We start from the raw sequence: 26,347 nt of genomic DNA, 5'->3' as shown, positions 1-26,347 counted from the left end.
CGCGAATCCGGGGCCACCAGCCGTCCACAAGCACCTTCTTTCGACTGTCGTCCACAGGGTCCAGATGGTCTGGTTGTCCGTCGTCGGTGGTCGCGCGGAGGCTCGTGGGCATGGCCGTTCTCCTCCTCACCCGATCCTCCGCCGTCCACGACGCGGTCGTCCCGCTGTGTGCGGCGGCGGGAGTGGCGGCCGACGTCTGCGCCAGTCCCGAGCTGGCGCTGGCCTCGTGGAGCGGCGCCGACCTGGTGCTGGTGGGCGTCGACCTGGTCGACGAGGTCGTACGGGTGGCGCCGCCGCGACGGCCGGGCATCCACGTGGTCGGGCTGTCGCCCGGAGATGGCGTCTTCCGGTACGCCGTCGCGCTGGGGGCGGCGTCCGTGGTCGACCTGCCGGAAGGGTCGCCGTGGCTGGCCGACGCCCTGGCCGACGTGGGCGAGCGGGCCTCCCCGGGGCGCATCGTCGGGGTGGTCGGGGGCGCGGGTGGTGCGGGTGCGACGACGCTGGCGTGTGCGCTGGCCCAGTGGCACGCCGCACGAGGACCCACGCTGCTGGTCGACGCCGACCCGCTCGGCCCCGGGGTCGACCGGCTGCTCGGCATGGAGGACCGCGCCGGGGTGAGGTGGGAGGGCCTGGTCGAGACCTCGGGCCGGCTGGGTGCGCGGGCACTGCGGGAGGGCGTGCCGCGCGAGGGAGGCCTGGGTGTGCTGACGTGGGGCGAAGCCAGGCGGCGGCTCGACGTGCCGGCCGCCCGGCGGATCCTCGAGGCGGCGGTGCGCGGTCACGACCTCGTCGTGATCGACCTGGCCCGGCAGGGCGGCGCGGCCCTGGCCGAGCTCGTCGACCGGTGCGACGACCTGCTGGTGGTGACGCCGGCGACCGTGCCGGGACTGGCCGCGACGGCGCGATTGGTCGCCGACCTCGGCCGCGAGGGCCGCGCCGGGCTCGTCGTCCGGCCGGGTGGGCTCAGCGACGCCGATGCCGCAGCGGTGACCGGGCTGTCGGTGGTCGCTGCAGTGGGGGAGCAGCGTGGGCTGGCGGCGTCGGTCGATCGTGGCCTCGGTCCGTTGACCCGCCGGGGGCCGCTGGCCCGCGCCGCCCGCGACCTCCTGGATGCGGCGTGAACACCGTGCCACCGGCTGTCCTCGACGACGTACGCCGCCGGCTGGCGGGCGACTCCGGTGACCTGACTCCGCACCGCGTCGCCGAGGCGCTGCGGGCGTCCGGATCACCAGTTGGCGACGCGACCGTGCTGGCGGTGCACGACCTGCTGCGGCGCGACGTGCTCGGCGCGGGTCCGCTGGAGGAGCTGTTGCGGCTGCCCGACGTCACGGACGTCCTGGTCAACGGACCCGACGACGTCTGGATCGACAGGGGCGGCGGACTGGAGCGGGCGTCCGTCGGCTTCCCCGACGATGCGTCGGTGCGCCGGCTCGCCCAGCGGCTCGCCGCCTCGGCCGGACGGCGGCTGGACGACGCGACCCCGCACGCCGACGTACGCCTCCCGGACGGCACCCGGCTCCATGCCGTGCTGGCGCCGGTCGCTCGCGCGGGGACGGTCCTGTCGCTGCGGGTCCCGCGACATCGCGTGTGGACCCTGCCCGAGCTGGTGGCTGCGGGTGCGCTGCCTCCCGACGGCGCCTTCCTGCTGGAGGAGGTGGTCGACTCGCGGTGCGCCTTCCTGGTGACCGGCGGCACCGGCACGGGCAAGACCTCGGTGTTGTCGGCACTCCTCTCCCTCGTTGATCCCCGCGAGCGGATCGTCCTGGTGGAGGACGCGAGCGAGCTGCGGCCCGAGCATCCCCATGTCGTCGCTCTCGAGGCGCGACCGCCCAACATCGAGGGCGCGGGCGAGATCAGCCTGCAGACGCTGGTCCGGCAGGCGCTTCGGATGCGGCCGGACCGCCTGGTCGTGGGGGAGGTGCGCGGCGCCGAGGTGGTCGACCTGCTCGCGGCGCTCAACACCGGTCATCGCGGCGGGTGCGGCACCCTGCACGCCAACTCCGCCGCCGACGTCCCGGCCCGGATCGAGGCCCTGTCGTTGGCTGCCGGGCTCCCGCGGGAGGCGGCGCACAGCCAGCTCGCGGCGGCGCTGGACGTCGTGGTCCACCTCGGCCGCGGGCGCGACGGGCGCCGGCGGGTGCTGGAGCTCGCGGTGCCGGAGCGCGAGGGCTCCGGTCTGGTCTCGCTGCGGATCGCGGCGAGCTTCGAGGCGGACCGGGTGGTCCGCGGGCCGGCGGCCGGTGCGCTGGCGGCGCGGCTGGGGTCGGTGGCGTGGTGAGCGGCTGGGTGGCGGCCGTCCTACTGGGTGCGGCGGCGGCCGTGTGGTGGCCACCCTCGACGCTGGCTCCGCGTGCGACGTCGAGGATCCCGGTGCCGTCGTGGGGACGGCTGCCGGGACCGGGGCGACGGCGGGCGGCGGACGACCGGGCGGCGGTGCTGGAGGTGTGCGACCTCCTCGCCGCCGAGCTCGCGGCCGGGCGGCCTCCGGGGTCAGCGCTGGCGGCTGCGGCCGAGCGATGGCCGCCACTCGTGGCAGCAGTGGAGGCCGTACGCCTCGGGGTGGACGTGCCCGACGCGCTGCGCCGGCTGGCCGAGCAGCATCCCGGCGCTGCCGACCTGCGCTGGGTGGCCGGTGCTTGGCAGGTTGCGCAGCGTTCGGGCCACGGCCTCGCCTCCGCGCTCGAGCGGACCGCGGAGGGACTGCGCGCGCGGCGCAGCACCCGCCGTCTCGTCGACTCCGAGCTGGCGTCCGCCCGCGCCACCGCCCGGCTCGTCGCCTGCCTGCCGCTCGCCGTGCTGGTGATGGGCGCGGGCGCCGGTTCGGACCCGTGGACCTTCCTGCTCGTCACGCCGGTCGGCTGGACCTGCCTGGCCGGCGGGCTCGCGCTCATCGCGCTGGGGCTGTGGTGGATCGAACGGTTGGCCGACCGGGCGAGCGCACCGTGACCTGGGCCGGTGCGTGCGCAGCCCTGGCGGTCTTCGTGTGGCTGCCGGCCGACGTACGCGCCGCCGTGCCACGACCGCGGCGTCGTTCCGGGCCCGGCCTACGGCCCGTGGCGGCTGTGGGGGTGGGGGCGGCCGCCTGGCTTTTCGTGGGCGGTCCGACGGGGCCGGTGGCGGGGGCAGCCGCTGCTGCCGCAGCGTGGTGGGTGCTGGCCAGAGCCGAGTCGCCCTCGCGCAGGCGGGAGCGTGAGGAGGTGCTGCGGACGCTGCCGCACCTCATCGACCTGTTCGCCTCGACGTTGCGGTCCGGAGCGGAACCGGTCGCCGGGCTGGCGCAGGTGTGCGCCGCGTTGCCCGGCCCGGCCGCCGACCGGTTGGCGCCGGTCGTCGAGCGGGCCCGCTGGGGTGCGGGCGGCCTCGAGGCGTGGCAGGTCCTGTCGGGCGACGACGAGCTCGCGCCCCTCGCGCGCGCCATGGTGCGGTCGCTCACGTCCGGTGCCTCGGTCGTCCAGACGGTGGAGCGGCTCGCCGACGAGCTCGCCCGCGAGTCGGCGGCCCGTGCCGAGGACGCGGCCCGTCGGGTGGGTGTCGCGGCCGCCGTCCCCCTTGGCCTGTGCCTGCTGCCCGCGTTCCTGCTGCTCGGCGTGGTGCCCACCGTTGCCTCGTTGTTCGGCTCGGTGGTGCCGTGACGGACCGCCAGACGTCCACAGCGACGTCGAACGACGGGTCGTCCACAGGGCGAGAGGGGCTCGGATGCAGGTCCGTACGGATCCTCCGAAGGTGGTTCCACGACGGGGCTCATCGGGAGCTCCGCAAGGACAGGGGCGCAGATGAGGATCTCGACGACACACGGCCGTCACGACGAGAGGGGCATCACCACGGCGGAGTACGCCGTCGGCACGGCTGCAGGGGCCGGGTTCGCCGGCCTGCTCTACAAGCTGCTGACCGGCAGCTTCGGCGACCAGCTGCTCGGTCGGCTGTTCGACCACGTCATGGGCCTGCTCGGCATCGGCTGATGCCTGCTCGTCGACGAGGCCACGCGGGCGCTGCCACCGCGGAGCTCGCCCTGGGCATCCCGCTCCTCGTCGCGCTGACGGCGGGCCTCGTCTGGATGCTGGCGGTCGGTGCGGCCCAGGTCCGCGTCATCGACGCCTCGCGGGAAGCGGCCCGCGCCGTGGCCAGGGGCGACGACGTCGCCTCCGCGGAGGAGGTGGCGCTGCGGATCGCGCCGGACGGAGCCCGGGTCCGCGTCGAGGTCGGCGAGGCCCGGGTCCTCGTCACGACCAGCGCGCGGGTCTCCGGGCCGGGTGGGCTGCTGGCATCGCTGCCGGGGGTGACGGTCTCCTCCGAGGCCGTGGCCCTGGTGGAGTCGTCGTGACGCGGCGCAGCGAGCGGGGCGCCGCCACGGTCCTCGTCGTGGCGATGGCCGGCGTGCTGATGTTCGTGATGACGGGCCTCGCGGCCGCGGGAGGGCTCGTCACCGCCCAGCGCCGCGCGCAGGCTGCCGCCGACCTCGCTGCCCTCGCAGGCGCCACGGCACCGGTGGACGCGTGCGCCGCGGCCCGGGAGGTCGCGGCGGCCAACGCGGCCACTCTCGACGCGTGCCGGGTCGAGGGGAGGGCCGTCAGGGTCGCGGTGTCTGTGCCGGGTCCGCGGGTGCCGTGGCGCGACGTACGGGTGACGGCCGAGGCGCGAGCCGGGCCCGGCTCGCGCCCGCCGAGCGGTGCGTGAGGAGGATGTCCCGGCGCGGAGATCCTCCTGAGCCACCGCCCGGCGGCGCGTCGTACGGAGACACGCTTCCAGCGGTGCGCCAGGGGGATTCGAGGGCCGAGAAATCCGCCTCAGGGACCGCTGACGGTGGGGTGCGGGTCAGATCTTGTCGTGGTCGCTGACGGTGGTGTCGCCGTCCGCGCGGCGCTCGGCCTCGACGCGCTCGAGCTTCTCGTTGAGCTTCGTGAGCTCCTTGCGCTCCTTGCGGTGCGCGAGGCCGCGTCGGGTGCCCCACTTGAGGATCGAGAAGCCCCAGAGGATCGCGGCACCGGCCGCCACGCCGACGAGGAACGACTCCAGGGTCGTGACTCCGAATCCGAGCAGCTCGCCGCCGGAGCCGGGCTCGCTGACGAAGATCGCCGACAGGACGGCGATGCCGCCGAGGATGATGAGGGCAAGACCGAGGAACACCATGGCCAGAATCTAGCCCCCCGCGGCCGCAACCGGTGCACCCGCGAGGAGGGCGTCGAGCAGCAGGATCGCGCCGGCCTTGTCGAGCGGGTTGTTCTGGTTGCCGCACTTCGGCGACTGGATGCACGACGGGCAGCCGCTGGTGCACTCGCAGCTGGCGATCGCGTCGCGGGTCGCGGACAGCCAGGCGACGGCGGTGTGGAAGCCGCGCTCGGAGAAGCCTGCCCCGCCGGGGTGGCCGTCGTAGACGAAGACGGTCAGCACGTCGGTGTCTGCATGACGCGCGGTCGAGACGCCGCCGATGTCCCAGCGGTCGCAGGTCGCGAAGAGGGGGAGGAGCCCGATCGAGCAGTGCTCCGCGGCGTGGGCAGCACCCGGCACGTCGAGCGCGCCCAGGCCGGCCTCGGCGACCACGTCGTCGGGCACGGTCCACCACACCGCCGTCGTACGCAGGGTGCGCTCGGGCAGGTCGAGCGGTTCCTCCGACAGCACCTCGCCGCCCGGCTGGCGCCGCCGGAGGAAGGACACGACCTGGTGGGAGACGTCGACCTCACCGAGCGAGAGCTCGCAGCCTCCCCACGAGCGGCGCTCGCGGGTGCTGACGATGCTGATGTCGGTGATCTCGCGGGCCGTCGTGCTGTACGCCGGTTCGTCGCGCCGCATGGTCGCGACGTGGTGCTCGAGGTCGAGGTCCTCGACGAGCCAGGTCTCGCCCTGGTGGACGTACACCGCGCCGGGGTGGGCCTGGTTGTGCGCGCCGCCGGCGTCGACGGTGCCGACCACCCGACCGGTGTCCGCCTCGATCAGCTGGACGGGTGAGCCGCCGGCCGAGCGGATGTCGGCCAGGTCGGCCGCCCGGCCGCGGTCGGTCCAGAACCAGCCGCGCGGCCGCCGCCGCAGCAGGCCGAGGTCGACGAGCTGGTCGAGCACCTCGCGTGCTGTCGGTCCGAAGAGCGGCAGGTCCGGCTCGGCGAGCGGCGACTCCTGGGCCGCCGCGCACAGGTGCGGACCCATGACGTGGGGGTTCGACGGGTCGAAGACCGACGCCTCGACCGGGGCGCCGATGAGCATCTCGGGGTGGGTGACCAGGTAGGTGTCGAGCGGGTCGTCCTTGGCGACGAGGATGCCGAGCGCGTCCTGCGCGCCGCGCCCGGCCCGCCCGACCTGCTGCCAGAACGCCGCCCGGGTGCCCGGGAAGCCGGCGATGAGCACCGCGTCGAGGCCGCTGATGTCGATGCCGAGCTCGAGGGCGTTGGTGGCGGCCAGCCCCATCAGGTCGCCCCGGCGCAGCGCGGCCTCGAGGGCACGGCGCTCCTCGGGGAGGTAGCCCCCGCGGTAGGCCGCGACCCGGCTGGGCAGCGACGGGTCGACCTCGGCGAGCAGCTCAGCCGCGGTCGCGGCCACATGCTCGGCACCGCGGCGGGAGCGGATGAACGCCAGCGTGCGGACGTCCTCGGCGACCAGGTCGGCGAGGAGGTCGGCGACCTCCGACGACGCGGCCCGGCGCACGGGCGCGCCGTTCTCGCCGGCGTACGACGTGAAGGGCGGTTCCCACAGCAGTAGCGAGACCCGCCCCCGCGGCGAGTCGTCGCGGGTCAGCGCGACCACGTCGAGGCCGGTCAGGCGCGATGCGGTCACCTGGGGCTCCGCGACAGTCGCCGAGGCGAGCACGAAGGTGGGGTGCGCGCCGTACATCGCGCACACCCGGCGCAGCCGGCGCAGCACGTGGGAGACGTGCGCCCCGAAGACGCCGCGGTAGTGGTGGCACTCGTCGACCACGACGTACTGCAGCGACCCCAGCAGCCGCGCCCACCGGTGGTGCGACGGCAGCAGCGAGCGGTGGAGCATGTCGGGGTTGGTGAGCACGTACTCGCCGTAGTCGCGGGTCCAGTCGCGCTCCTCGCGGGAGCTGTCTCCGTCGTGGGCGGCGAGGCGCACGTCGAGGCGCAGCGACGCGAGCCCGGCGAGCTGGTCGTGGGCCAGCGCCTTGGTGGGTGCGAGGTAGAGCACCGAGGCCCCCCGCTCCCCACGCGGACCGCGGGCGGCGCGGATCGCGGAGAGCGCCGGGAGCTGGTAGGCCAGCGACTTCCCCGAGGCCGTGCCGGTGGCGACGATGACGTGGTCGCCCGCGTGCGCGGCGTCGGCGGCGACGACCTGGTGGCGCCAGGGACGGGCGACGCCCTGGGCCGCGAAGGCCCCCCGTACGTCGTCGGGAACCCACGTGGGCCAATCCTCGTGCACTGCGTCGCGGGCGGGCAGCACCTCGAGGTGCCGGAGCCGGTCCTCGCGCCCCGGGACGCCCGTCAGCCGACCGATCAGCTGCTCCACCGGAGGCAGCACGTCGGGACGGGAGGGACTCACGGGCCGAGTCTGGCAAACGACCCCGACACTGGCGGTACGGCCGACGGACACGAGAAGTGCTGGGGACACCTGCGCGACCGGTGGGACTCGTGGTTTGATACGACCCGGAACGGACAAGGGGACACGCGGTGTGTCCCGCACGTCGTACTGGCCGAGCATTCGGGGACCGGGGAGCAGTTGTGGATCTCACCCTTGCCACACGCGAGGTGGATGGTCGCGCCGTCGTTGCGGTCGGTGGCGAGATCGACGTCTACACCGCGCCCAAGCTCCGTGACTGCATCACCGAGCTCGTCGGCGCCGGCACCTACGACATCGTGATCGACCTCGAGGCGGTCGAGTTCCTCGACTCCACGGGCCTCGGCGTGCTGGTCGGGGGCCTGAAGAAGGTCCGCGCCCACGACGGCTCGCTCGACCTGGTCTGCACCCAGGAGCGGCTGCTCAAGATCTTCCGGATCACCGGGCTGGCGAAGGTCTTCGTCATCCACGACTCGGTCGGGCTCGCCCCCGGCGCCTGATCGGCCGCACCGTCATCACCCCTCCGAGCCGGGCTCGGAGGGGCTTTTCACGCCTGCCGTCCACACGGCGGTGTGGCGTAGGTCACCCCGGACCGTGATCTGGATCACCTCTGCGTAGACTCCGGCGCGTTCGCGGATCAACTTGACGTCCTAGGAGGACACGCATGACGGGGATCTTGCCCGCGGTCGTGAAGCCGGAGCTCGAAGGTGGAAACCTGATCCTGGTCGTCGTCGTCGCCCTGATCGCGCTCGGCGCGCTCGGGATGGCTGCGATGTTCAGGTCACAGGTCTTGGCCGCAGGCGAGGGCACCGACAACATGAAGACCATCGCCCTCGCAGTCCAGGAGGGCGCCAACGCCTATCTGACTCGGCAGTTCCGGACCTTGGCCATCTTCGCGGCGATCGCGTTCTTCGCGCTGCTCGTGCTGCCGGCCGACGACACCACCGTGCGCATCTTCCGCTCGGTGTTCTTCGTCGTCGGCGCAGGCTTCTCGGCAGCGGTGGGCTACCTCGGCATGAACCTCGCGGTGCGCGCCAACCTGCGCGTCGCCGCAGCCGCCGAGACCACGGGTCGCGAGCCGGCCATGACGATCGGTCTCCGCACCGGCGCCATGGTGGGCATGCTGACGGTCGGCCTCGGCCTGCTCGGTGCCAGCCTCGTCGTCCTGTTCTTCCAGGACGAGGCGCCCGACGTGCTCGAGGGCTTCGGCTTCGGTGCGGCCCTGCTCGCGATGTTCATGCGAGTCGGTGGCGGCATCTTCACCAAGGCCGCCGACGTGGGCGCCGACCTGGTCGGCAAGGTCGAGCAGGGCATCCCCGAGGACGACCCGCGCAACGCCGCCACGATCGCCGACAACGTCGGCGACAACGTCGGTGACTGCGCCGGCATGGCCGCCGACCTCTTCGAGTCGTACGCCGTCACGCTGGTCGCCGCGCTGATCCTCGGCTCGCAGGCCTTCGGTGACAAGGGCCTCGTCTTCCCGCTGCTGATCCCCGCCATCGGTGCTCTCACCGCGGTCGCGGGCGTCTACCTGACCAAGCCCAAGGCGGGCGAGAACGGCCTGGCGACGATCAACAAGTCGTTCTACCTCTCCTCCGGCATCGCCGCCATCGCGAGCGTCGTGCTGTCCTACCTCTACCTGCCGAGCAGCTTCGCGGAGTTCACCAACATCGCGACCGACCTCGCCGGCGCCGAGGGCGACCCCCGCTTCATCGCCGCCTCCGCGGTGGTCATCGGCATCGTGATGTCCGCGGGCATCCTGGCCCTGACCGGCTACTACACCGGCACGGAGTACCGCCCGGTCAAGGACGTCGGCAAGACCTCGTTGACCGGCCCGGCCACCGTCATCCTGTCCGGACTGTCGGTCGGCTTCGAGTCGGCGGTCTACACCACGCTGGTGATCGGTGCCGCAGTGTTCGGCGCCTACCTGCTCGGCGGCGCGGCCCTCACGGTGTCGCTCTTCGCCGTGGCACTGGCCGGCTGTGGCCTGCTGACCACCGTCGGCGTCATCGTCGCGATGGACACCTTCGGCCCGGTCTCCGACAACGCGCAGGGCATCGCTGAGATGTCGGGCGACGTCAGCCCCGAGGGCGCGCAGATCCTCACCGAGCTCGATGCCGTCGGCAACACGACCAAGGCGATCACCAAGGGCATCGCGATCGCCACCGCTGTGCTCGCGGCGACGGCCCTGTTCGGCTCGTACGCGACGTCGGTGTTCGAGTCGCTCGCCGAGGCCAACGTCCGCCCCGACGAGGCGTACCTGCTGGACTTCAGCGTCTTCAACCCGGCGGTCATCGTCGGCGTGCTGCTCGGTGCGGCCGTGGTGTTCCTCTTCTCCGGTCTCGCCATCAACGCGGTCGCCCGCGCTGCCGGTGCGGTCGTGATGGAGGTCCGCCGCCAGTTCCGCGAGATCCCCGGGATCATGGAGGGCACCGGTCGCCCGGAGTACGGCAAGGTCGTCGACATCGTCACCAAGGACTCGCTGCGCGAGCTCGTGACGCCCGGCATCCTCGCGGTGCTCGCCCCGATCGCGGTGGGCTTCGGCCTCGGCGCGACCGCTCTCGCCGGCTTCCTGGCCGGTGCGATCGGCACGGGCACGCTCATGGCCGTCTTCCTGGCCAACGCAGGTGGCGCGTGGGACAACGCCAAGAAGCTGGTCGAGGACGGCCACCACGGTGGCAAGGGCTCGGCCGCCCACGAGGCGACGATCATCGGTGACACCGTCGGTGACCCGTTCAAGGACACCGCCGGCCCGGCCATCAACCCGCTGATCAAGGTGATGAACCTCGTCTCGCTGCTCATCGCGAGCGCGGTCGTCTCCCTGAGCGTCGGCCAGGACCAGAACGACGTGCTGCGCGTCGTGATCGCGCTCGTCGCGGTCGCGATCATCGCGGTCGCGGTGATCATCTCCAAGCGTCGCGAGGTCACGATCTCCGACGACGGTGACAACACCGGCTCGTCGTCGTTCACCCCGCACGCGCCCGACCCGCACAACGTCTGACCGCGTCCGGCGCAGGAAGCTCTGCGTCGGTCGCGATCCCCGGGTACCCGGGGAAACTGGAGCCTCACCCCCGAAACTTCGCGGGTGAGGCTCCAGTTTTGGTACGGAAGCTCAGCGCTCGTCGAAGTGCGGGCGGGTCAGCTCCGAGGTGAGACCGCCGAGCGCGGTGTGGTCGTCGGTGTCGCCGACGTGCGGACCCTGGAGCCACTCGGCGAACGACCAGATCTCCGAGAGCCGCCACTCGAGATCGAAGAGCCGCACCATCTGCGGGTCGTGGTCGACGTCGCGGCCCTCGTGCACCAGCGTCGCGAGGTCGCGCTCGCGCGGCGCGAGCAGCAGCGACTCCCAGTCGATGAGCCAGGTGCGCCCGCGCGCGAGCCACTGGTTGCGCCGGTGCGGCTCGCCGTGCGTGACGACGTACGCCGCCGGGTCGGCGAGGGCGACGAGCCGCGCGTGCTCGCGGGCCCACCCGCCCACCTGTGCGAGGCGCTCGACGACGAGCTCGCGGGCAGCCGGGCCGAGCGGTCCGGTCCACGGCTGCTGCAGCAGGTCGCGCAGCAGGTGGGGGAGGTCCGGTGAGATCTCGGTCGTCCAGGTGCGGGCGGTCGTCGGTGTCGGCGCTGCGTGGAGGACGGCGAGCAGGTCGGGCAGCTCCGCGACCGACTCCTCCGGTCGCTCGCCCTCCAGCCAGCCGGTGACGCTCAGTGTGCGGACGCCGACGGGGACGACGTAGCCATCGTCGAGGCGAGGCAGTGACGGCCAGACGAAGTCGAGGTCGAGCGCGGCCGCCGAGGCGTACGCCGCCTCCAGGCTCGCGCGCGTGTGCCGCGGCAGGTCGGGGTCGAGCGTCGCGAAGAGTACGGGCTTGCCGCCGACGTCGACGCGCCAGTGGTGCGCGCCCCAGCCGACCGGCAGGTGCTCGACGGCCGTGGCCAGCGGCTCCCAGTGGGTGCGGAGGGTCTCGAGGATCTCGTCGTCGGTCACGTCGGGTGGTCGCTCGAGCACCGGCTCATCGTGGCACGGCGATGTCTCAGGACGTGGGGAACGGGATCAGGCCCGTCGGACGTCCGCCACGTCCTCAGGTATCGAGGGTGATGGTGAACACCGCCCCGCCCCCCGGCGCGACTCCGGCGGCGATCCTGCCGCCCATCCGGCGTACGAGCCCCGCCGCGATGGCGAGCCCCAGCCCCTGTCCACCCGAGGGCCGGGACCCGCGGTAGCGCTCGTGCAGCACGCCGGGGTCGAAGGCGACGGCGAGGTCATCGGGCGCCAGTCCGGGGCCCGAGTCGCTGACCTCGACCGCGCCGGCGCGTGAGGCCAGCACGACCGTGCCGCCGCGAGGCGTCACCCGCAGCGCGTTGTCGAGGAGGGCGTCGAGGACCTGCCGCAGCCGGTCCGGGTCGGCTCGCACGACCGCGGGCTCGGGCCGTGCGGTGACGGTGATCCCGGCCGTGCTGGCACGGGCCTGCCAGGCCTCGGAGGTCGCGGTGACCAGCGCCGCCAGGTCCACGTCCACCATGGCGATCCGGAAGTCGTCGGCCTCGAGCCGGGCCAGGGCGAGCAGGTCGGCGACGTAGCCGGCCATCCGGTCGGCCTCCCCGACGAGTGTCGCGCCGACCTCGCGCACGTCCTCGGGCGGCACCGTCCCGTCGGCGAGGCCCTCGGCGTAGCCGCGGACCGCGGTGAGCGGCGTACGCAGCTCGTGGGACACCGTCAGCAGGAAACGCCGTTGCCGCTCCTCGCTCGAGGCCAGCGCCGCATCGAGCTGCCCCAGGGCCTCGGCCACCGCGACGACCTCGGCCGGGCCGGACGTCGGCACGGCGACCCCGCGCTCGCCGGCCGCGAGGCGCCGGGCCGCGGTCGCGGTCTGGGTCAGGGGGGCAGCCAGCCGTCGCGCGAGCCACGCGGCGAGGGCGAGCGCGACGAGCGACCCGAGGCCGAGCGCGAGCACCACGCGGCGACGTACGGACGTGAGCGCGTCGTCGGCGCTGGCCACGTCGGCGGCCAGCACGACAGCGCCGCCGCCGCGGGAGGGGCGGGCCTCGACGAGGACGGGTACGCCGTCGAGCTCGCCGCTCGTCGAGACGGGGTCGCCGGCCCGCAGCCGGGCCACCTGGTCCGGGGTCAGGGCGGCGCCGGCTCCGGAGACGCGCGCGGCGGTGACGACGCCGATGGTGAGGCCTGACACCTCGGTCACCCGGTCGAGCCGGTCGGACGTCAGGGCGAGGCGGGGGAGCCGGGCGAGCAGGTCGGCCTGACGGGCGAGGGGGGCGCGGACGGCCTCCTCACGCGCTCCGGAGAGCAGCGGCGCGACGAGGACGCCGGCGAGCAGCGCCGACACGACAGCGACCGCGGCCATCGCGAGCGCCAGCCGTGCGGTCAGCCCGGTGGCCCTCATGTCCGCTTCCGGGCCCGGTAGCCGATGCCGCGCACGGTCTCGACCGGGCAGTGGTCGCCGAGCTTGGCGCGCAGCTGCGCCACGTGGACGTCGACGGTGCGGCTGGAGCCATAGTCGGCCTGGCCCCAGGCCCGCGACATCAGCTCGGCGCGGTCGAACACCTTGCCCGGCGCGGTCATCAGCACCTCCAGCAGGTTGAACTCGGTGGTCGTCAGGTGGCGGACCTCGCCGTCGACGGTGAGAGTCCGCGAGCCAGGGTCGAGGGCGACATCCCCGTCGCGGGCCACCTTCGGCCCGATCGGCGCGCTGCTGCGCCGGATGACCGTCTTCACGCGCGCGACGAGCTCGCGCGGCGAGAACGGTTTGGTGACGTAGTCGTCTGCGCCGAGCTCGAGGCCCAGCACCCGCTCGACCTCGTCGTCACGGGCGGTGACGAAGAGGACGGGCGTCCAGTCGCCCGCGTCGCGCATCGCCCGGCAGACCTCGGTCCCCTCGCCGTCCGGCAGGCCGACATCGAGCAGCACGACGGCGGGTCGCAGCCGGCGTACGGCCTCCAGCGCGCCGGCGACCCGGGTCTCGAGGTGCACCCCGAACCCGGCCGCGGTGAGGTAGCGGCGGACGAGGTCGCTGATCGCGGGCTCGTCCTCCACGACGAGCACGAGCCCACGCGTCTGGTCCACGACACGAACGCTAGTGCGCGCGGCGGTCGCCGTACGGGGCTCGCACCGCGTCCTTACCGAACCCGAACACCACGCTGACCCGGCCGCCACCCGCGCCGACCACGGTCGTCACCAGGTGCCGGCACGAAGGTCGGCCCACCCGACAAGGAGATCGACATGCCACTCATCCAGACCGCCGGGCTGTTCGCGGCCGGGCTCCTCGCCACCTCCGGCCTCTTCACGGGCGCCGTCCCGACCACCACCTCCGACGACGGACTGCAGGTCCCGTGCGGCGCCGTCTGGTCGCAGCTCCCCGCGGACCTGCAGGCCGACCTCAAGGCCGTACGTGCGCTTCCTGTCGGACAGAAGCCCGAGGCCCTGCGCGAGATCCGCCGCGACGCCCTCGACGGTGACTACGGCGCGCGGGTGCAGCGCTTCGCCGAGCGCCGCGACGAGCGGATCCGCGCCATCCGTGGCGCCCTGCCGGACGAGATGAAGGCGGACCTCCACGAGGCGCGCCGGCTCACCGGCGAGGACCGGCTCGAGGCCTACCGCGAGATCCGCGCCGGAGCGCTCGCCGGGGAGTACGGCGACCGGGTGCAGGAGGTCGCGGTGAAGGTGCAGGAGCGGCGCGAGGCCTGCCTGCCGGGGTGACGGCCGTGCGCGCGGCCGCGGTGGTCTGGGACGCTGGCGCCATGCCTTCAGGTCTGGACTTCACCGCGGCGCTGCGCGACGCCCTGCACACGGCCGGCTTCACGTACGACCGGGTGGCGGAGGCGATCGGGGAGGAGGCGCACCGCGCGCTCGGTCGCAACGAGACCCTGCCCGCGCTGCGGCGTACGACGTCGGGCGGGCCGCTCGACACCCTGGTCCGGCTCTTCCTGCTGCAGGCCACCGTCAGTCGGGAGGAAGCTGATCGAGCCCTGCCCGGCCTGGTCGACCGGCTCTGCAACGCCGGGCTGCTCGAGCAGAGCGTCAGCGAGGTCGCGGCGCGGATGGACTGCCGCCCCTACGCCGCCTCCGAGGCCGGCCTGGACCGCGACCTCTGGGTCGTCTCCGACCTGACGCCCGGTCTCGACGGCACGCCGGTCGCCGTCGGTCGCGACCACGTGCTCGGCATCTCGAGCGCGTCGACGAGCCTGGCCCAGCTGACGATGCGCGAGCCGGTCGGCTCGGCCCTCGACCTCGGCACCGGCTGTGGCGTCCAGGCCCTGCACCTCGCCCGCCACGCCGGACGCGTCGTAGCGACCGACGTCAACAGCCGCGCCCTCTGGATGACGCAGCTCAACGCCGAGCTCAACGGCGTCGAGGTCGAGGTGCGCGACGGCTCGTTCTTCGAGCCGGTGGCCGGCGAGCGCTTCGACCTCATCGCGACGAACCCGCCCTTCGTGATCTCGCCCGCCACCGGGGAGCGACTCGTCTACCGCGACTCGGGCCTGCCCGGCGACCGGGTCGTCGAGCACATCGTCCGCACCGGCCCCGACCACCTCACCGACGGTGGCTGGCTCCAGGTGCTCGCGAACTGGTCGATCGTCGAGGGTCGGCCTTGGGACGAGCGGCTCGGCTCGTGGTTGCGCGACGACTGCGACGCGCTCGTCGTGCAGCGCGAGACCCTCGACCCGGCGGCGTACGTCGAGCTGTGGCTGAAGGACAGCGGCCACCACGGCGGGCCGGAGTACGTCCAGCGCTACGACACGTGGCTCTCCTGGCTCGAGGATCAGGGCATCGAGGGCGTCGGCTTCGGCTGGATCAACGTGCGCCTGGGTGGCGGAGGCCGCCACGACCTCCTCGAGTGGCCGTACGACGTCGAGCAGCCCATCGGTCCGGCGATCCACGCCTGGGGCGAGGCGGTCGCCGACCTGCGCGGCGTCACCGAGGAGCAGCTGCTCGGCCGGACCCTGCGCGCCCGCAACGACGTGCAGCAGGAGACGGTCGGGCGTCCCGGCGCCGAGGACCCGGAGGCGATCGTGCTCCGCCAGCAGCGGGGCTTCCGCCGGGCGCGTACGGCCGACACGGTCGAGGCCGCGTTCCTCGGGGCCTGCGACGGCGACCTCACCGTCGGTCAGCTCCTGGGCGCGCTGGGCTCGTTGCTCGAGCGCGACGAGTCCGACCTGCGGACGACCTATCTCCCGGTGGTGCGCGAGCTCGTCGGCGAGGGGTTCCTCGAGATCGACTCCTAGACACCCTCCTCCGCGATCGAGCGGTCGCGGAGGTCCACGAGGTCGCGGCGCACGCTCGCGGACAGCAGCTCCACCCGCCCGACCGCCGTGAGCGCCGGCGCGTTCGACGCCCACGGCCGGGCGCTCACCCAGCCGAGGCGGCGTACGTGTCCGAGCACCTGGGTGCCGCAGGCGTTGAGCGACGTCGTGCCCAGGTGGTCGGCGATCCGCACCTGGGTGACCGGACCCTCCGGGCCGATCGCGGCGTTGGCCTTGCCGACGACCCACGCGACACCGGCCGCCAGCCGCGGCGGCGTCATCCGCTCGGCGAGCTCGGGCAGCCGCTCGCGCACCAGCAGGAGGCACTCGCGCAGCGGTGCGGCGAGGTCGGCGGGCAGCAGCGCCTCGCGCAGGTCGGTGAGCAGCTCGTCGGCGACCAGCCACGCCTCGTCCGCGACCGGGTCGAGGTGGTCGCGCAGGCGGGGGAGGGCCACCGGCGAGGTCGTCATCGCCAGCAGCTCCTCGCGGCTCCCGGCGATGCAGTCGAGCCAGTGCAGCGCCTGCACGTGCCGAGGCAGGGGCGGCGGGCTCTGCACGACGCGCGTGCGGGCGTCCTCGTCGTGGCGGCGCGCCACGTCGGCGTACGAGCTGGTCTCCACCTGCTCGCTCCAGGCGTCGACCAGCCGGCCGTCGACGAAGACGAGGTGGCTGAGCCGGCCCTGGTCGTCGAGCCTCTCGCGCGGCTCGCGCCAGAGCATGTCTTCGTAGTAGCGGTGGTCGAGCATCGGGTCCTCCTGGAGGTCGGTCGGATGGGCGTCCCACCACGATCGGGACGTCCTCCGACACTGCGGCCGGCTTGTCCACAGGCGAGGCCCCGAGGCCCGTCGTCCACAGCCGCGGGGTGCGAAAGTGGCCAGCGACTGCGTCCGACACGCCCGGTCCAGACCGGACCCGGCACGGCGGTGGACGTCGTCCACGGGAGGCACCGATCGCCGCCCGGAGTGGCGAAGTCCGGATGTGGCGCTACCGTTGCCGCGCTGAGCACGACAGCAGCTGGAATCTGAGGGAGCAATCTGAAGTGGCAAAGCTCGTCATCGTCGAGTCACCGGCCAAGGCCCGCACCATCGGCGGCTACCTGGGCTCGGACTACGTCGTCGAGTCCTCGATCGGTCACATCCGCGACCTGCCCAACAACGCCGCGGACACGCCGGCCAAGATCAAGGACAAGCCGTGGGGCCGCCTGGCGGTCGACGTCGACAACGGCTTCGAGCCCTACTACGTCGTGCCGCGCGACAAGAAGAGCCACATCGCCAAGCTGAAGAAGCTGGTCAAGGAAGCCGACGCCCTCTACCTCGCCACCGACGAGGACCGCGAGGGCGAGGCGATCGCCTGGCACCTCCTCGACGAGCTCAAGCCGCCGAAGGGCTTGCCGGTCCACCGGATGGTCTTCCACGAGATCACCAAGGCCGCCATCCTCGCCGCGGTCGAGAACCCCCGCGAGATCAACGACGACCTCGTCGAGGCCCAGGAGGCGCGCCGCATCCTCGACCGCCTCTACGGCTACGAGGTCTCGCCCGTGCTGTGGAAGAAGGTCATGTCCGGCCTCTCCGCCGGCCGCGTGCAGTCGGTGGCGACCCGCCTGGTGGTCGACAAGGAGCGCGAGCGGATGAAGTTCCGCGTCGCGTCCTACTGGGACATCGACGCCACGTTCGACGCCGGCAGCGGCCACGACCCGCGGATGTTCCCCGCCAAGCTCTACAGCGTCGACGGCGTCCGCGTCGCCCGCGGCTCCGACTTCGACAACACCGGCGTCCCGAAGGGCAAGGGCGAGCGCGTCCACCTCTCGCGCGCCGACGCCGAGTCGCTGGCCACCGGCCTCGCCGACACGACGTACGACGTCCGCTCGGTCGAGTCCAAGCCCTACCGCCGCTCGCCGTACGCCCCCTTCCGCACCACCACGCTCCAGCAGGAGGCGAGCCGCAAGCTCGGCATGAGCGCGAGCGTGACGATGTCGGTTGCGCAGCGGCTCTACGAGAACGGCTTCATCACCTACATGCGCACCGACTCCACGACGCTCTCGGGCGGCGCGGTCGGCGCGGCACGCGACCAGGTGCGTGAGCTGTACGGCGCCGAGTACCTTCCCGACTCGCCGCGCACGTACGCCTCGAAGGTCAAGAACGCCCAGGAGGCGCACGAGGCGATCCGGCCCGCTGGCGAGTCGTTCCGTACGCCTGCCCAGACCGGGCTCTCCGGCGAGCAGTTCCGGCTCTACGAGCTGATCTGGATGCGCACCGTCGCCTCCCAGATGAAGGACGCCGTCGGCAACTCGGTGACGATCCGCATCGGCGGCGCCGCCTCCGACGGTCGCGACGCGGTCTTCAGCTCGAGTGGTCGCACGATCACCTTCCACGGCTTCCTCAAGGCCTACGTCGAGGACATCGACGACGCGTCCAAGCGCAAGGACGACGCGGAGACCCGGCTGCCCAACCTCAGCCAGGGTGCTGCGGTGTCGGCCGCGACGCTGACCCCCGAGGGCCACGAGACGAAGCCGCCGGCGCGCTACACCGAGGCGACCCTGATCAAGGAGCTCGAGGACCGGCTCATCGGCCGCCCGTCGACGTACGCCTCGATCATCGGCACCATCCTCAACCGCGGCTACGTCTACAAGAAGGGCACCGCGCTCGTCCCCGCGTGGTTGGCGTTCTCGGTCATCCGGCTGCTCGAGGAGCACTTCCCGCGCCAGGTGTCCTACGAGTTCACCGCCTCGATGGAGGACGTCCTCGACGAGATCGCCGGCGGCCGCAAGGACCGCGCCACCGAGCTCGGCGAGTTCTACTACGGTGCCGGCGACGTTGTCGGCCTCAAGACGCTCGTCACCGAGCTCGGCGACATCGACGCCAAGGAGATGGCGACCTTCCCGATCGGCACGCCGGAGGACCAGATCAACCTCCGCGTCGGCCGCTACGGACCGTACGTCGAGGGTCCGCCGGCCGAGGACGGCGACGGCGCACCCGTGCGTGCCAACGTCCCCGACGACCTCCCGCCCGACGAGCTGACCGTCGCACTGGCGAAGGAGCTGCTGGCCAACCCGGCCGGCGAGGAGCAGGTCGTCGGCAACCACCCCGACACCGGCCTGCAGATCGTGGCGAAGAACGGCCGCTTCGGACCGTACGTCACCGAGGTGCTGCCCGAGGACGCGCCGAAGAGCGCCAAGCCGCGCACGGGCTCGCTCTTCGCGTCGATGACCCTCGACACGGTCACCGTCGAGCAGGCGGTCAAGCTGCTCGACCTGCCCCGCGTCGTCGGCAGCGACGAGGACGGCACCGAGATCACCGCGCAGAACGGTCGCTACGGGCCCTACCTCAAGAAGGGCACCGACTCGCGCTCGCTCACCACCGAGGACCAGATCTTCGACATCACCCTCGACCAGGCCAAGGCGATCTACGCCCAGCCCAAGCAGCGCGGCCGCGGTGCGGCCACCCCGCCGCTCAAGGAGCTCGGCAACGACCCCGTCTCCGGCCAGCCGGTCGTCGTGAAGGCCGGTCGCTTCGGCGAGTACGTCACCGACGGCGAGTACAACGCGACCCTGCGCAAGGACGACACCGTCGACGCGATCACCCTCGAGCGCGCGGCCGAGCTGCTCGCCGAGCGCCGCGAGCGCGGTCCCGCCAAGAAGGCAGTCAAGAAGGGCGCGAAGAAGGCTCCGGCCAAGAAGTCCGCTGCCAAGAAGACGACCGCCAAGAAGACGGCTGCGAAGAAGACGACCAAGAAGGCTGCCGCCAAGAAGTCCTGACCCTTACTCTCCTCGCAGGGGGTGAGGCATGACGTTGACCACGACGCCGCAGCAGGCGCGGGCCACGCACGACGAGTGGCTCGATCGCCGCTGGCGGCTGACGGGTGCGCTGTTCGGCCTGCTTGCCCTCGTCGCGGCGGCGTTGCTGGTGACGACCGGAATGCGGCCCGCGACGTACGGCGACCTCCTCGCCGACGTGGCCAGCAGCAAGGTCAGCGAGGTGCAGGTGGTCGGCGACGAGCCGCCTGCGAAGGGTGACCGCGTCGAGCTGCGGTGGAGTGTCTGGAACGGGCTTCTCGACCAGTACGCGGTGGTGCAGGTCGACGACAGCCGCGGCTACAACGCGTGGGACGAGAGCGTGTTCGTCAGCGCGGTCGACCCGCGCGACACGTTGCGCGGCATCAACTCGGGAATCACCCTCACCTCCGGGTCGTCCCTCGACGCCCCTTCCACCTCGGTCCACGGGTGGAGGGCGCCGGGTGCCGTCGTCCTTCTCGTGCTGGCCACGTGGCTGGGGATCCTGCTCCTGCTGGTGGGCGGTCCCGAGCCGTGGCGCGCCACCCGATGGGCGTGGGCATGGTTCGTGCTCCTCGCCGGCCCGCTCGGGTGCGTGGCGTACCTCCTGCTCGGTGGGCCCCTGGGCGTGGCGCGACCCCGCGCCGGACATCGTCGGCTCACAGGGGGCTGGGCCTTCGTGGTCGCGATGTTCTTCTTCAGCGGAAGCAACGCCGCCTGAGCCGACCGTCGGACCGAACGCGTCGCCGCCGGCCGCTGGCAGGCGTACGCGATCCCGGTCGGGGCGCGTTCGGTCCGTTCGCCCGCAGAGGTGTCGCACCGCGCCCGTAGGGTGTGCGCGTGAGCGCCGGAGTCTTCTCAGAGCACGGGCTCTTCGTCTGCTTCGAGGGGGGCGAGGGGGCCGGCAAGTCCACCCAGTCGCGGCTACTGCGCGACTGGCTGGTCGAGCGTGGTCAGACCGTGCTGCTGACCTTCGAGCCCGGCGACACCGGGGTCGGCAAGGAGCTGCGGCGGATCGTCCTCGACCCGGCCACCGGCGAGCTGTCGGACCGCACCGAGGCGCTGCTGTATGCCGCCGACAAGGCGGAGCACGTCGACCACGTCGTGCTGCCCGCCCTCGACCGCGGCGAGGTCGTGATCACCGACCGCTACGTCGACTCGACGCTGGCCTACCAGGGCGCCGGCCGTACGCTCGACGTCGCCGAGGTGGAGGCCGTCGCCCGGTGGGCCACCGGCGACCTGCGCCCGCACCTCACCGTCGTGCTCGACCTGGCGCCGGAGGCGGGCCTCGGCCGGTTCGACGAGCGCGACCGGATCGAGGGCCAGTCGCTCGAGTTCCACCAGCGGGTGCGGCAGGGGTTCCTCGACCTCGCGGCCGCCGACCCCGACCACTACGTCGTCCTCGACGCCCGCGCGCCGATCGACGTGATCTCCACCGCCATCCGGGCTCGCCTCGAACCCCTGCTGGAGCACCGATGACCACTGCGACCCGGACCGTCTGGGACGACCTCGTCGGCCAGCGCCCCACGATCGAGGTGCTGCAGCAGGCCGCGGCCGGGCAGGGCATGACCCACGCCTGGCTGATCACCGGGCCGCCGGGCTCCGGCCGCTCCAACGTGGCGCGGGCGTTCGCGACCGCCCTGCAGTGCGAGCTGCGTACGGGCTGCGGCGCGTGCGAGGCGTGCCGGCTCGGCATGGCCGGCTCGCACCCCGACATCACGTGGGTGAAGTCCGAGACGTCGGTGCTCTACGTCGACGACATGCGCGGCCTGGTGCAGTCGGCGGCGAAGTTCCCCTCGATCGGCCGCTGGCAGGTCGTCGTCATCGAGGACGCCGACCGCCTCGGCACCCCGGAGAACCCGCGCACCGGCAACGCGCTGCTCAAGGCGATCGAGGAGCCGACGCCCAAGACCCTGTGGCTGCTGTGCGCTCCGACGGTCCGTGACGTGCTCCCCACGATCCGCTCGCGCTGCCGCACGCTGACCCTCAACACCCCCGGCACCGAGGACGTCGCGCGGTTCCTCGCGAGCCACGACGGGATCTCGGAGACGGTCGCCAGCTTCGCCGCCCGCGCCAGCCAGGGCCACATCGGCCGGGCGCGCGCCCTCGCGCTCGACGAGGAGACCCGGTCACGTCGCCGCGAGGTGGTCAGCATCCCGGCCCGGCTGACGTCGCTCGGGTCGTGCATGACCGCGGCGACCAACCTCGCCGAGCTCGCCAAGGAGGAGACCGAGGCGATCACGGCCGACGCCGAGAAGCGCGAGCTCGGGGAGCTCCAGGCGATCTTCGGCAGCGAGCGCAAGGACCTCGCCAGCCGGTCCTACCGCGCGGCCCTCAGCGGCCTGGAGAAGCTGCAGAAGCAGAAGGCCAAACGTCGCGTGCTCGACGTGATCGACCGCGCGCTGATGGACCTCGTCTCGGTCTACCGCGACGCCATCGCCCTCAGCGTCTGCGCGCCCGGGATGATGGTCAACGAGGAGCTCCGCGGCGACGTGGCCACACTCGCCCGCGCGGCCACGCCCGACGAGCTGCTGAGGATGATCGACGCGATCTTCACCGCCCGCGAGCAGATGCTGGAGTTCAACGTGCCGCCGCAGCTGGCACTCGAGTCGATGACGGTCGCCCTGCGACTGCCCGGAGGTCGTCCGTGAAGAAGTTCCTCGCGGTGCTCGCCGTGTTCGCCCTCGCGCTGACCGCGTTCGTCGCGGTCGGGCTCGCGATCCAGGGCTCCACGCCCGACCCGCCACAGGCCAGCCCCACCCCGTCACCGAACACGCCGCCTCCCTCGTCGGTGACGCAGGCCCCGGAGGACGCGCTCACCGACCTCTACGCCCAGCGCGTCGACTGGTCGCCGTGCGACGACTACGCCGACTACGACTGCGGCACCCTCACCGTTCCCGTCGACTACGCCGAGCCCGCCGGCGAGACCATCGACCTGGCGCTGCTGCGGGTGCCCGCCACCGGCTCGCGCGTCGGCTCGATGGTGGTGAACCCCGGCGGTCCGGGCGCGCCCGGGACGTCGTACGCCGCCGCGGCCGGCCGCGTGTTCCGCGAGCCGCTGCTGCAGGGGTTCGACATCGTGGGCTTCGACCCGCGGGGGACTGGCACGTCGGCGCCGGTCGACTGCCTCAGCGACAGCGAGCTCGATGCCTACCTCGCGGGTGACCCGACGCCGGACACCGTGGCGGAGGAGCAGTCCTACAAGCGCTCCGTCCTGTCGTTCGGCGCCAGGTGCGTGGCGGGATCCGGCCCGGTCCTGGGCCACGTCACCACGATCGAGGCAGCCCGCGACATGGACGTCCTGCGCTCGGCGCTCGGCGAGGACAAGCTGACCTACCTCGGGGCGTCGTACGGCACCAAGCTGGGCGCGACCTACGCGGAGCTGTTCCCGGACCGGGTGGGCCGCTTCGTGCTCGACGGGGCGGTCGACGTCTCGCTCGACCCGCAGTCGGCGGCGATCGACCAGGCCACCGGCTTCGAGACCGCACTCCGCGCCTACGTGCAGAACTGCCTCGACTCGACCGACAACTGCTTCCTGGGCGACACCGTCGACGAGGGACTGGCCACCATCAGCGACCTCGTCGACTCGATCGAGGAGCAGCCGCTGCCGGCCGGAGACCGCGAGCTGCAGGTGGGCAACGCGTTCTACGGCATCATCACGCCGCTCTACAACCGCGACTACTGGTACCTGCTGAGCGCCGCGCTGACCTCCGCCCTGGACGGGAAGGGCACTGCCCTGATGCAGCTGGCGGACGCGTACGCCTCCCGCAGCCAGGACGGCACCTACCTCGACAACTCGATCGAGGCGAACTACTCGATCAACTGCCTCGACGACCCGACGTCGGTGCCCTTCGCGAAGGTGCCGTCGCTCTTCGCGGACTTCGAGGAGGCGTCGCCGACCTTCGGCCGGATCTTCGCCTGGTCGATGACCGGCTGCCGAGGCATCGAGGTGACCTCGAGCGAGGCGCCGCTCGACATCCGCGGCGCGGGCGCCGCGCCGATCCTGGTCCTCGGCACGAGCCGCGACCCGGCGACGCCGATGAAGTGGGCCGAGGCCCTGTCGGCGCAGCTCGAGTCGGGCGTGCTGGTCGAGCGCGACGGCGACGGCCACACGGCGTACAACTCGGGCAACGAGTGCATCGACACCATCGTCGAGGACTACCTGCTGGACGGGGCAGTCCCCGACGACGGCACGACCTGCTGAGAGCTCAGCTCTCCAGGGCGGCGTCGAGGGTGATCTCGACGCCGGTGAGCGCCTTGCTGATCGGGCAGCCGGCCTTGGCCGTGTCGGCCGCGTCCTTGAAGGCGGCGTCGTCGAGGCCGTCGACCTCACCACGCACCGTCAGGGTGATGCCGGTCAGCTTGAAGCCGCCGGCCTCCTTGTCGGGGCCGAGGGTGACGTCGGCCTTGACGTCGAGCGACTGCACGGTGCCTCCTGCCTCGGTCGCGAGGTCGGACAGCGACATGGCGTAGCAGGCCGAGTGCGCGGCTGCGACGAGCTCCTCGGGGCTGGTGGTGCCGTCGGCGTCGTCGGCCGCGCGCTGGGGGAACGAGACGTCGAAGGTGCCGGCGCCGGAGCTCGAGAGCTCGACCTGGCCGGATCCGTCCTGGAGGCCGCCGTTCCAGGCGGTGCGGGCGGTGCGAGTGGGCATCGGGGGCTCCTGCGGGTCGGTGATGGGGATGGTTCGTCGAACCTATCCGGCGCCACCCCACCCCCCGGATTTCGGTCCACGCCAGCGCTCTCCGTATAGTTACCCGCGGTCCGTCGAGCACTGCTCGCAGGCCACGCCGCCTTAGCTCAGTCGGTAGAGCGAGTCACTCGTAATGACTAGGTCCTCGGTTCGATTCCGTGAGGCGGCTCTGACTCCCCCGGGGACCCGAGACCCCGGGGGAGTCTTCTGCGTGCGGATGAGGGTCAGCTCAACAGAAATTCAACAGAAACTCCCCGCTGGGCCAGAGCGGGAAGCGGTCATCACCCCCATGCCCAGGCTCCGTGCAAATAGAGTGGGCCGGACGCACTCGGGTTGACGAAGGGGAGTCATGGCGCCGCAGGGCTTTGCCGACAAGGTCGCATTCGTATGGAAGGTGGCCGACAAGCTTCGCGGCACCTTCAAGCAGCACGAGTACGGCGCGGTGATGCTTCCCTTGCTGGTGCTCCGCCGGATGGACGCAGTGCTTGCTCCGACGAAGGACGCGGTCCTGGTGAAGTCCAAAGGCTTCAAGGACATTGGTCCTGGCGAGGACATGCTGCTCAAGTCTGTGTCTGGGCAGGGCTTTTACAACACGTCGCCGTTGACATTCGCGACGATGCTCAACGACGACAAGAACCTGGCCGACAACTTGGCTGGCTACATTCGCCGGCTCTCGCGCGATGCCTATGCCGTGATCGAGGCCTACAACTTTGACGACAAGATCGCCCGAATGGATCGGGCCGGGATTCTGTACGGCGTGGTGGCAGACTTCGCGGACCTCGACCTACGTCCGGAGGTCGTGAGCAACGAGTCGATGGGCTACGTCTTCGAGGAACTGCTCCGCAAGTTCTCCGAGATGAGCAACGAGACGGCTGGTGAGCACTACACCCCGCGCGAGGTCATCCGGCTCATGGTCGACCTGCTGCTGACTGGTAAGGCTGCCGCCGAGCTCATCGAGAACCCCAAGCCAGTCCGCACCGTCTACGACCCTGCGGCTGGCACTGGTGGAATGCTTATGGGGGCGCTGCACCGGATCGAGGAGCTCAACCCCGGTGCAATCGTGCAGGTCGCAGGCCAGGAGCTCAACGACGAGACGTGGGCGATCGCGCAGTCCGACCTCATGATGCAAGGCATCTCGGTCGATCGGATGCAGCAGGGCAACACCCTCACAGCCGACGCATTCGCGACCGACAAGTTCGACTTCATCCTCGCCAACCCGCCCTACGGCGTGGACTGGAAGGGCTACGCCCCACCGATCAAGGACGAACACGCCAAACTCGGCTTCAACGGTCGCTTCGGCGCCGGGCTGCCACGGGTCTCCGACGGGTCGCTGCTCTTCCTTCAGCACATGCTCTCGCACATGAAGCCGACCGGCTCGCGGGTCGGCATCGTCCTGTCGGGATCGCCGTTGTTCTCCGGTCAGGCGGGATCCGGGGAGTCGGAAATCCGCCGCTGGATCTTGGAGAACGACTGGCTCGAGGGCATCGTCGCGCTGCCGGACCAGATGTTCTACAACACCGGCATCTCCACCTACGTGTGGATCCTCACCAACGACAAGGCGGAGGCAGAACAAGGTCTGGTGTAGCTTATCGACGCCCGGGGAATGGGCACCAAGATGCGGAAGTCGCTCGGCGACAAGCGCAAAGAACTCACCAGCGACGCGATTGGCGAGATCGCGAAGCTGTACGGCGGCGCGCACGGCGAGTTTGCCGGCGACCCGCGGGTGAAGGTGCTCGATCGGGAGGTCTTCGGGTGCCAGCGGATTACCGTCGAACGGCCACTCGTCGACGAGACGGGCGAGCCAGTGCTCAAGAAGGGCAAGCCGCAGCCGGAGGCAAAGCTGCGGGATCAGGAGAACGTTCCGTTGCCGGCTGGCTTCCTGGACCTCGGCGAGGGAGAGAGGTCCAAGGTGCTTATTGATGCGGCCGAGCAGCATCTGATCGACGAAATCCGGCCCCACGTGCCCGACGCCTGGATCGACCACGCCAAGACCAAGCTGGGCTGGGAGATTCCATTCAATCGGCACTTCTACGTCTACACCCCGCCCCGTCCGGTTGAGGAGATCGCATCCGAGATAAAGAGTCTCGAGGGTGAGATCCAGGCATGGATGAAGGGGCTCGGGTTGTGAAGC

25 protein-coding genes and 1 tRNA gene are annotated in these 26,347 nt (G+C 72.1%); 19 read left to right on the top strand and 7 right to left on the bottom strand.

Annotation, left to right across the window (positions count from 1 at the left end):
• Positions 1-110: 110 nt before the first annotated feature.
• The 7 genes from ssd to EUA94_RS12340 all read left to right on the top strand — a co-directional run bounded on the left by ssd (position 111) and on the right by EUA94_RS12340 (position 4,674).
• Positions 111-1,121: a septum site-determining protein Ssd gene (gene ssd, locus EUA94_RS22695; RefSeq protein ID WP_242494837.1), complete on the top strand. Its 1,011-nt coding sequence runs from the start codon at positions 111-113 to the stop codon at positions 1,119-1,121.
• Positions 1,118-2,278: a TadA family conjugal transfer-associated ATPase gene (locus tag EUA94_RS22690; protein WP_242494836.1), complete on the top strand. Its 1,161-nt coding sequence runs from the start codon at positions 1,118-1,120 to the stop codon at positions 2,276-2,278. The genes ssd and EUA94_RS22690 overlap by 4 nt, the downstream gene beginning before the upstream one ends.
• On the top strand, positions 2,275-2,946 hold the full coding sequence (locus tag EUA94_RS12360) for a type II secretion system F family protein (protein ID WP_242494835.1): 672 nt from the start codon (positions 2,275-2,277) through the stop codon (positions 2,944-2,946). The genes EUA94_RS22690 and EUA94_RS12360 overlap by 4 nt, the downstream gene beginning before the upstream one ends.
• Entirely contained in the window at positions 2,943-3,632 is a 690-nt protein-coding gene (locus EUA94_RS12355; RefSeq protein WP_242494834.1) for a type II secretion system F family protein, read from the top strand. The genes EUA94_RS12360 and EUA94_RS12355 overlap by 4 nt, the downstream gene beginning before the upstream one ends.
• Before the next feature lie 141 nt (positions 3,633-3,773).
• A complete protein-coding gene (locus EUA94_RS12350) occupies positions 3,774-3,959 on the top strand; it encodes a DUF4244 domain-containing protein (protein ID WP_129427182.1) in 186 nt (61 codons plus the stop codon).
• Positions 3,959-4,321 carry a TadE family protein gene (locus tag EUA94_RS22940; RefSeq protein ID WP_129427181.1) on the top strand — a complete coding sequence of 121 codons (363 nt, stop codon included), beginning with the start codon at positions 3,959-3,961 and terminating at the stop codon, positions 4,319-4,321. Before EUA94_RS12350 ends, EUA94_RS22940 begins: the two co-directional genes overlap by 1 nt.
• Entirely contained in the window at positions 4,318-4,674 is a 357-nt protein-coding gene (locus tag EUA94_RS12340) for an Rv3654c family TadE-like protein (protein WP_242494833.1), read from the top strand. The genes EUA94_RS22940 and EUA94_RS12340 overlap by 4 nt, the downstream gene beginning before the upstream one ends.
• 138 nt (positions 4,675-4,812) lie before the next feature.
• Here EUA94_RS12340 and EUA94_RS12335 read toward each other — a convergent pair whose 3' ends face one another.
• On the bottom strand, positions 4,813-5,127 hold the full coding sequence (locus tag EUA94_RS12335; RefSeq protein WP_129427180.1) for a hypothetical protein: 315 nt from the start codon (positions 5,125-5,127) through the stop codon (positions 4,813-4,815).
• Between the two features lie 9 nt (positions 5,128-5,136).
• Complete coding sequence (locus EUA94_RS12330; protein ID WP_242494832.1) at positions 5,137-7,485, bottom strand: DEAD/DEAH box helicase; 2,349 nt, start codon at positions 7,483-7,485, stop codon at positions 5,137-5,139.
• A gap of 179 nt (positions 7,486-7,664) precedes the next feature.
• On the opposite strand from EUA94_RS12330, the gene EUA94_RS12325 reads away from it, so the two are divergent.
• Both EUA94_RS12325 and EUA94_RS12320 read left to right on the top strand, forming a co-directional pair.
• Positions 7,665-8,000 (top strand): anti-sigma factor antagonist, encoded by a 336-nt coding sequence (locus EUA94_RS12325; protein ID WP_129427178.1) that lies wholly within the window; start codon positions 7,665-7,667, stop codon positions 7,998-8,000.
• 164 nt (positions 8,001-8,164) lie between these two features.
• Positions 8,165-10,501 carry a sodium-translocating pyrophosphatase gene (locus EUA94_RS12320; protein ID WP_129427177.1) on the top strand — a complete coding sequence of 779 codons (2,337 nt, stop codon included), beginning with the start codon at positions 8,165-8,167 and terminating at the stop codon, positions 10,499-10,501.
• Positions 10,502-10,612: 111 nt separating this feature from the next.
• On the opposite strand, the gene EUA94_RS12315 is transcribed toward EUA94_RS12320, so the two are convergent.
• From EUA94_RS12315 to EUA94_RS12305, 3 genes are all read right to left on the bottom strand, one after another.
• A complete protein-coding gene (locus EUA94_RS12315; protein ID WP_129427176.1) occupies positions 10,613-11,506 on the bottom strand; it encodes an aminoglycoside phosphotransferase in 894 nt (297 codons plus the stop codon).
• A 73-nt stretch (positions 11,507-11,579) separates the two neighbouring features.
• Positions 11,580-12,899, bottom strand: a complete 1,320-nt coding sequence (locus EUA94_RS12310) for a sensor histidine kinase (protein ID WP_129427175.1) — start codon at positions 12,897-12,899, stop codon at positions 11,580-11,582.
• Entirely contained in the window at positions 12,896-13,579 is a 684-nt protein-coding gene (locus EUA94_RS12305) for a response regulator transcription factor (protein ID WP_129427174.1), read from the bottom strand. The genes EUA94_RS12310 and EUA94_RS12305 overlap by 4 nt, the downstream gene beginning before the upstream one ends.
• Positions 13,580-13,735: 156 nt before the next feature.
• Here EUA94_RS12305 and EUA94_RS12300 point away from each other — a divergent pair, with 156 nt between their 5' ends.
• Together EUA94_RS12300 and EUA94_RS12295 are read left to right on the top strand one after the other, a co-directional pair.
• Entirely contained in the window at positions 13,736-14,212 is a 477-nt protein-coding gene (locus EUA94_RS12300) for a hypothetical protein (RefSeq protein WP_129427173.1), read from the top strand.
• A gap of 41 nt (positions 14,213-14,253) precedes the next feature.
• On the top strand, positions 14,254-15,738 hold the full coding sequence (locus EUA94_RS12295) for a DUF7059 domain-containing protein (protein ID WP_129427172.1): 1,485 nt from the start codon (positions 14,254-14,256) through the stop codon (positions 15,736-15,738).
• Here the strand turns inward: EUA94_RS12295 and EUA94_RS12290 are convergent.
• Entirely contained in the window at positions 15,735-16,502 is a 768-nt protein-coding gene (locus tag EUA94_RS12290; protein ID WP_129427171.1) for a hypothetical protein, read from the bottom strand. The genes EUA94_RS12295 and EUA94_RS12290 overlap by 4 nt on opposite strands.
• Positions 16,503-16,795: 293 nt before the next feature.
• Here EUA94_RS12290 and topA point away from each other — a divergent pair, with 293 nt between their 5' ends.
• The 5 genes from topA to EUA94_RS12265 all read left to right on the top strand — a co-directional run bounded on the left by topA (position 16,796) and on the right by EUA94_RS12265 (position 23,729).
• Positions 16,796-19,510: a type I DNA topoisomerase gene (gene topA, locus EUA94_RS12285; RefSeq protein WP_242494831.1), complete on the top strand. Its 2,715-nt coding sequence runs from the start codon at positions 16,796-16,798 to the stop codon at positions 19,508-19,510.
• 28 nt (positions 19,511-19,538) lie between these two features.
• The gene (locus EUA94_RS12280) at positions 19,539-20,246 is read left to right on the top strand and encodes a hypothetical protein (protein WP_129427169.1); all 708 of its coding nucleotides are present in this window, start codon (positions 19,539-19,541) and stop codon (positions 20,244-20,246) included.
• Positions 20,247-20,365: 119 nt separating this feature from the next.
• Entirely contained in the window at positions 20,366-21,004 is a 639-nt protein-coding gene (tmk, locus tag EUA94_RS12275; RefSeq protein WP_129427168.1) for a dTMP kinase, read from the top strand.
• Entirely contained in the window at positions 21,001-22,176 is a 1,176-nt protein-coding gene (locus EUA94_RS12270; RefSeq protein WP_129427167.1) for a DNA polymerase III subunit delta', read from the top strand. The genes tmk and EUA94_RS12270 overlap by 4 nt, the downstream gene beginning before the upstream one ends.
• Positions 22,173-23,729: an alpha/beta hydrolase gene (locus EUA94_RS12265; protein WP_129427166.1), complete on the top strand. Its 1,557-nt coding sequence runs from the start codon at positions 22,173-22,175 to the stop codon at positions 23,727-23,729. Before EUA94_RS12270 ends, EUA94_RS12265 begins: the two co-directional genes overlap by 4 nt.
• Before the next feature lie 4 nt (positions 23,730-23,733).
• Here the strand turns inward: EUA94_RS12265 and EUA94_RS12260 are convergent, their stop codons facing one another.
• The gene (locus EUA94_RS12260) at positions 23,734-24,177 is read right to left on the bottom strand and encodes an OsmC family peroxiredoxin (RefSeq protein WP_129427165.1); all 444 of its coding nucleotides are present in this window, start codon (positions 24,175-24,177) and stop codon (positions 23,734-23,736) included.
• Between the two features lie 135 nt (positions 24,178-24,312).
• Between EUA94_RS12260 and EUA94_RS12255 the strand changes: the two genes are divergently transcribed.
• The 3 genes from EUA94_RS12255 (at position 24,313) to EUA94_RS22680 (ending at position 26,344) form a co-directional block, all read left to right on the top strand.
• Positions 24,313-24,385: transfer RNA gene (locus EUA94_RS12255), tRNA-Thr, on the top strand.
• Between the two features lie 180 nt (positions 24,386-24,565).
• The gene (locus tag EUA94_RS12250) at positions 24,566-25,801 is read left to right on the top strand and encodes a type I restriction-modification system subunit M (protein ID WP_242494830.1); all 1,236 of its coding nucleotides are present in this window, start codon (positions 24,566-24,568) and stop codon (positions 25,799-25,801) included.
• Between the two features lie 18 nt (positions 25,802-25,819).
• Entirely contained in the window at positions 25,820-26,344 is a 525-nt protein-coding gene (locus EUA94_RS22680; RefSeq protein ID WP_242494829.1) for a hypothetical protein, read from the top strand.
• The last annotated feature ends 3 nt before the right edge of the window (positions 26,345-26,347 follow it).

It is taken from the genome of Nocardioides zhouii, assembly GCF_004137345.1.
GTDB classification, from domain to species: domain Bacteria; phylum Actinomycetota; class Actinomycetes; order Propionibacteriales; family Nocardioidaceae; genus Nocardioides; species Nocardioides zhouii.
The sequence above is the reverse complement of the archived record's forward strand: the minus strand, read 5'-3'. Positions and strand labels throughout refer to the sequence as shown.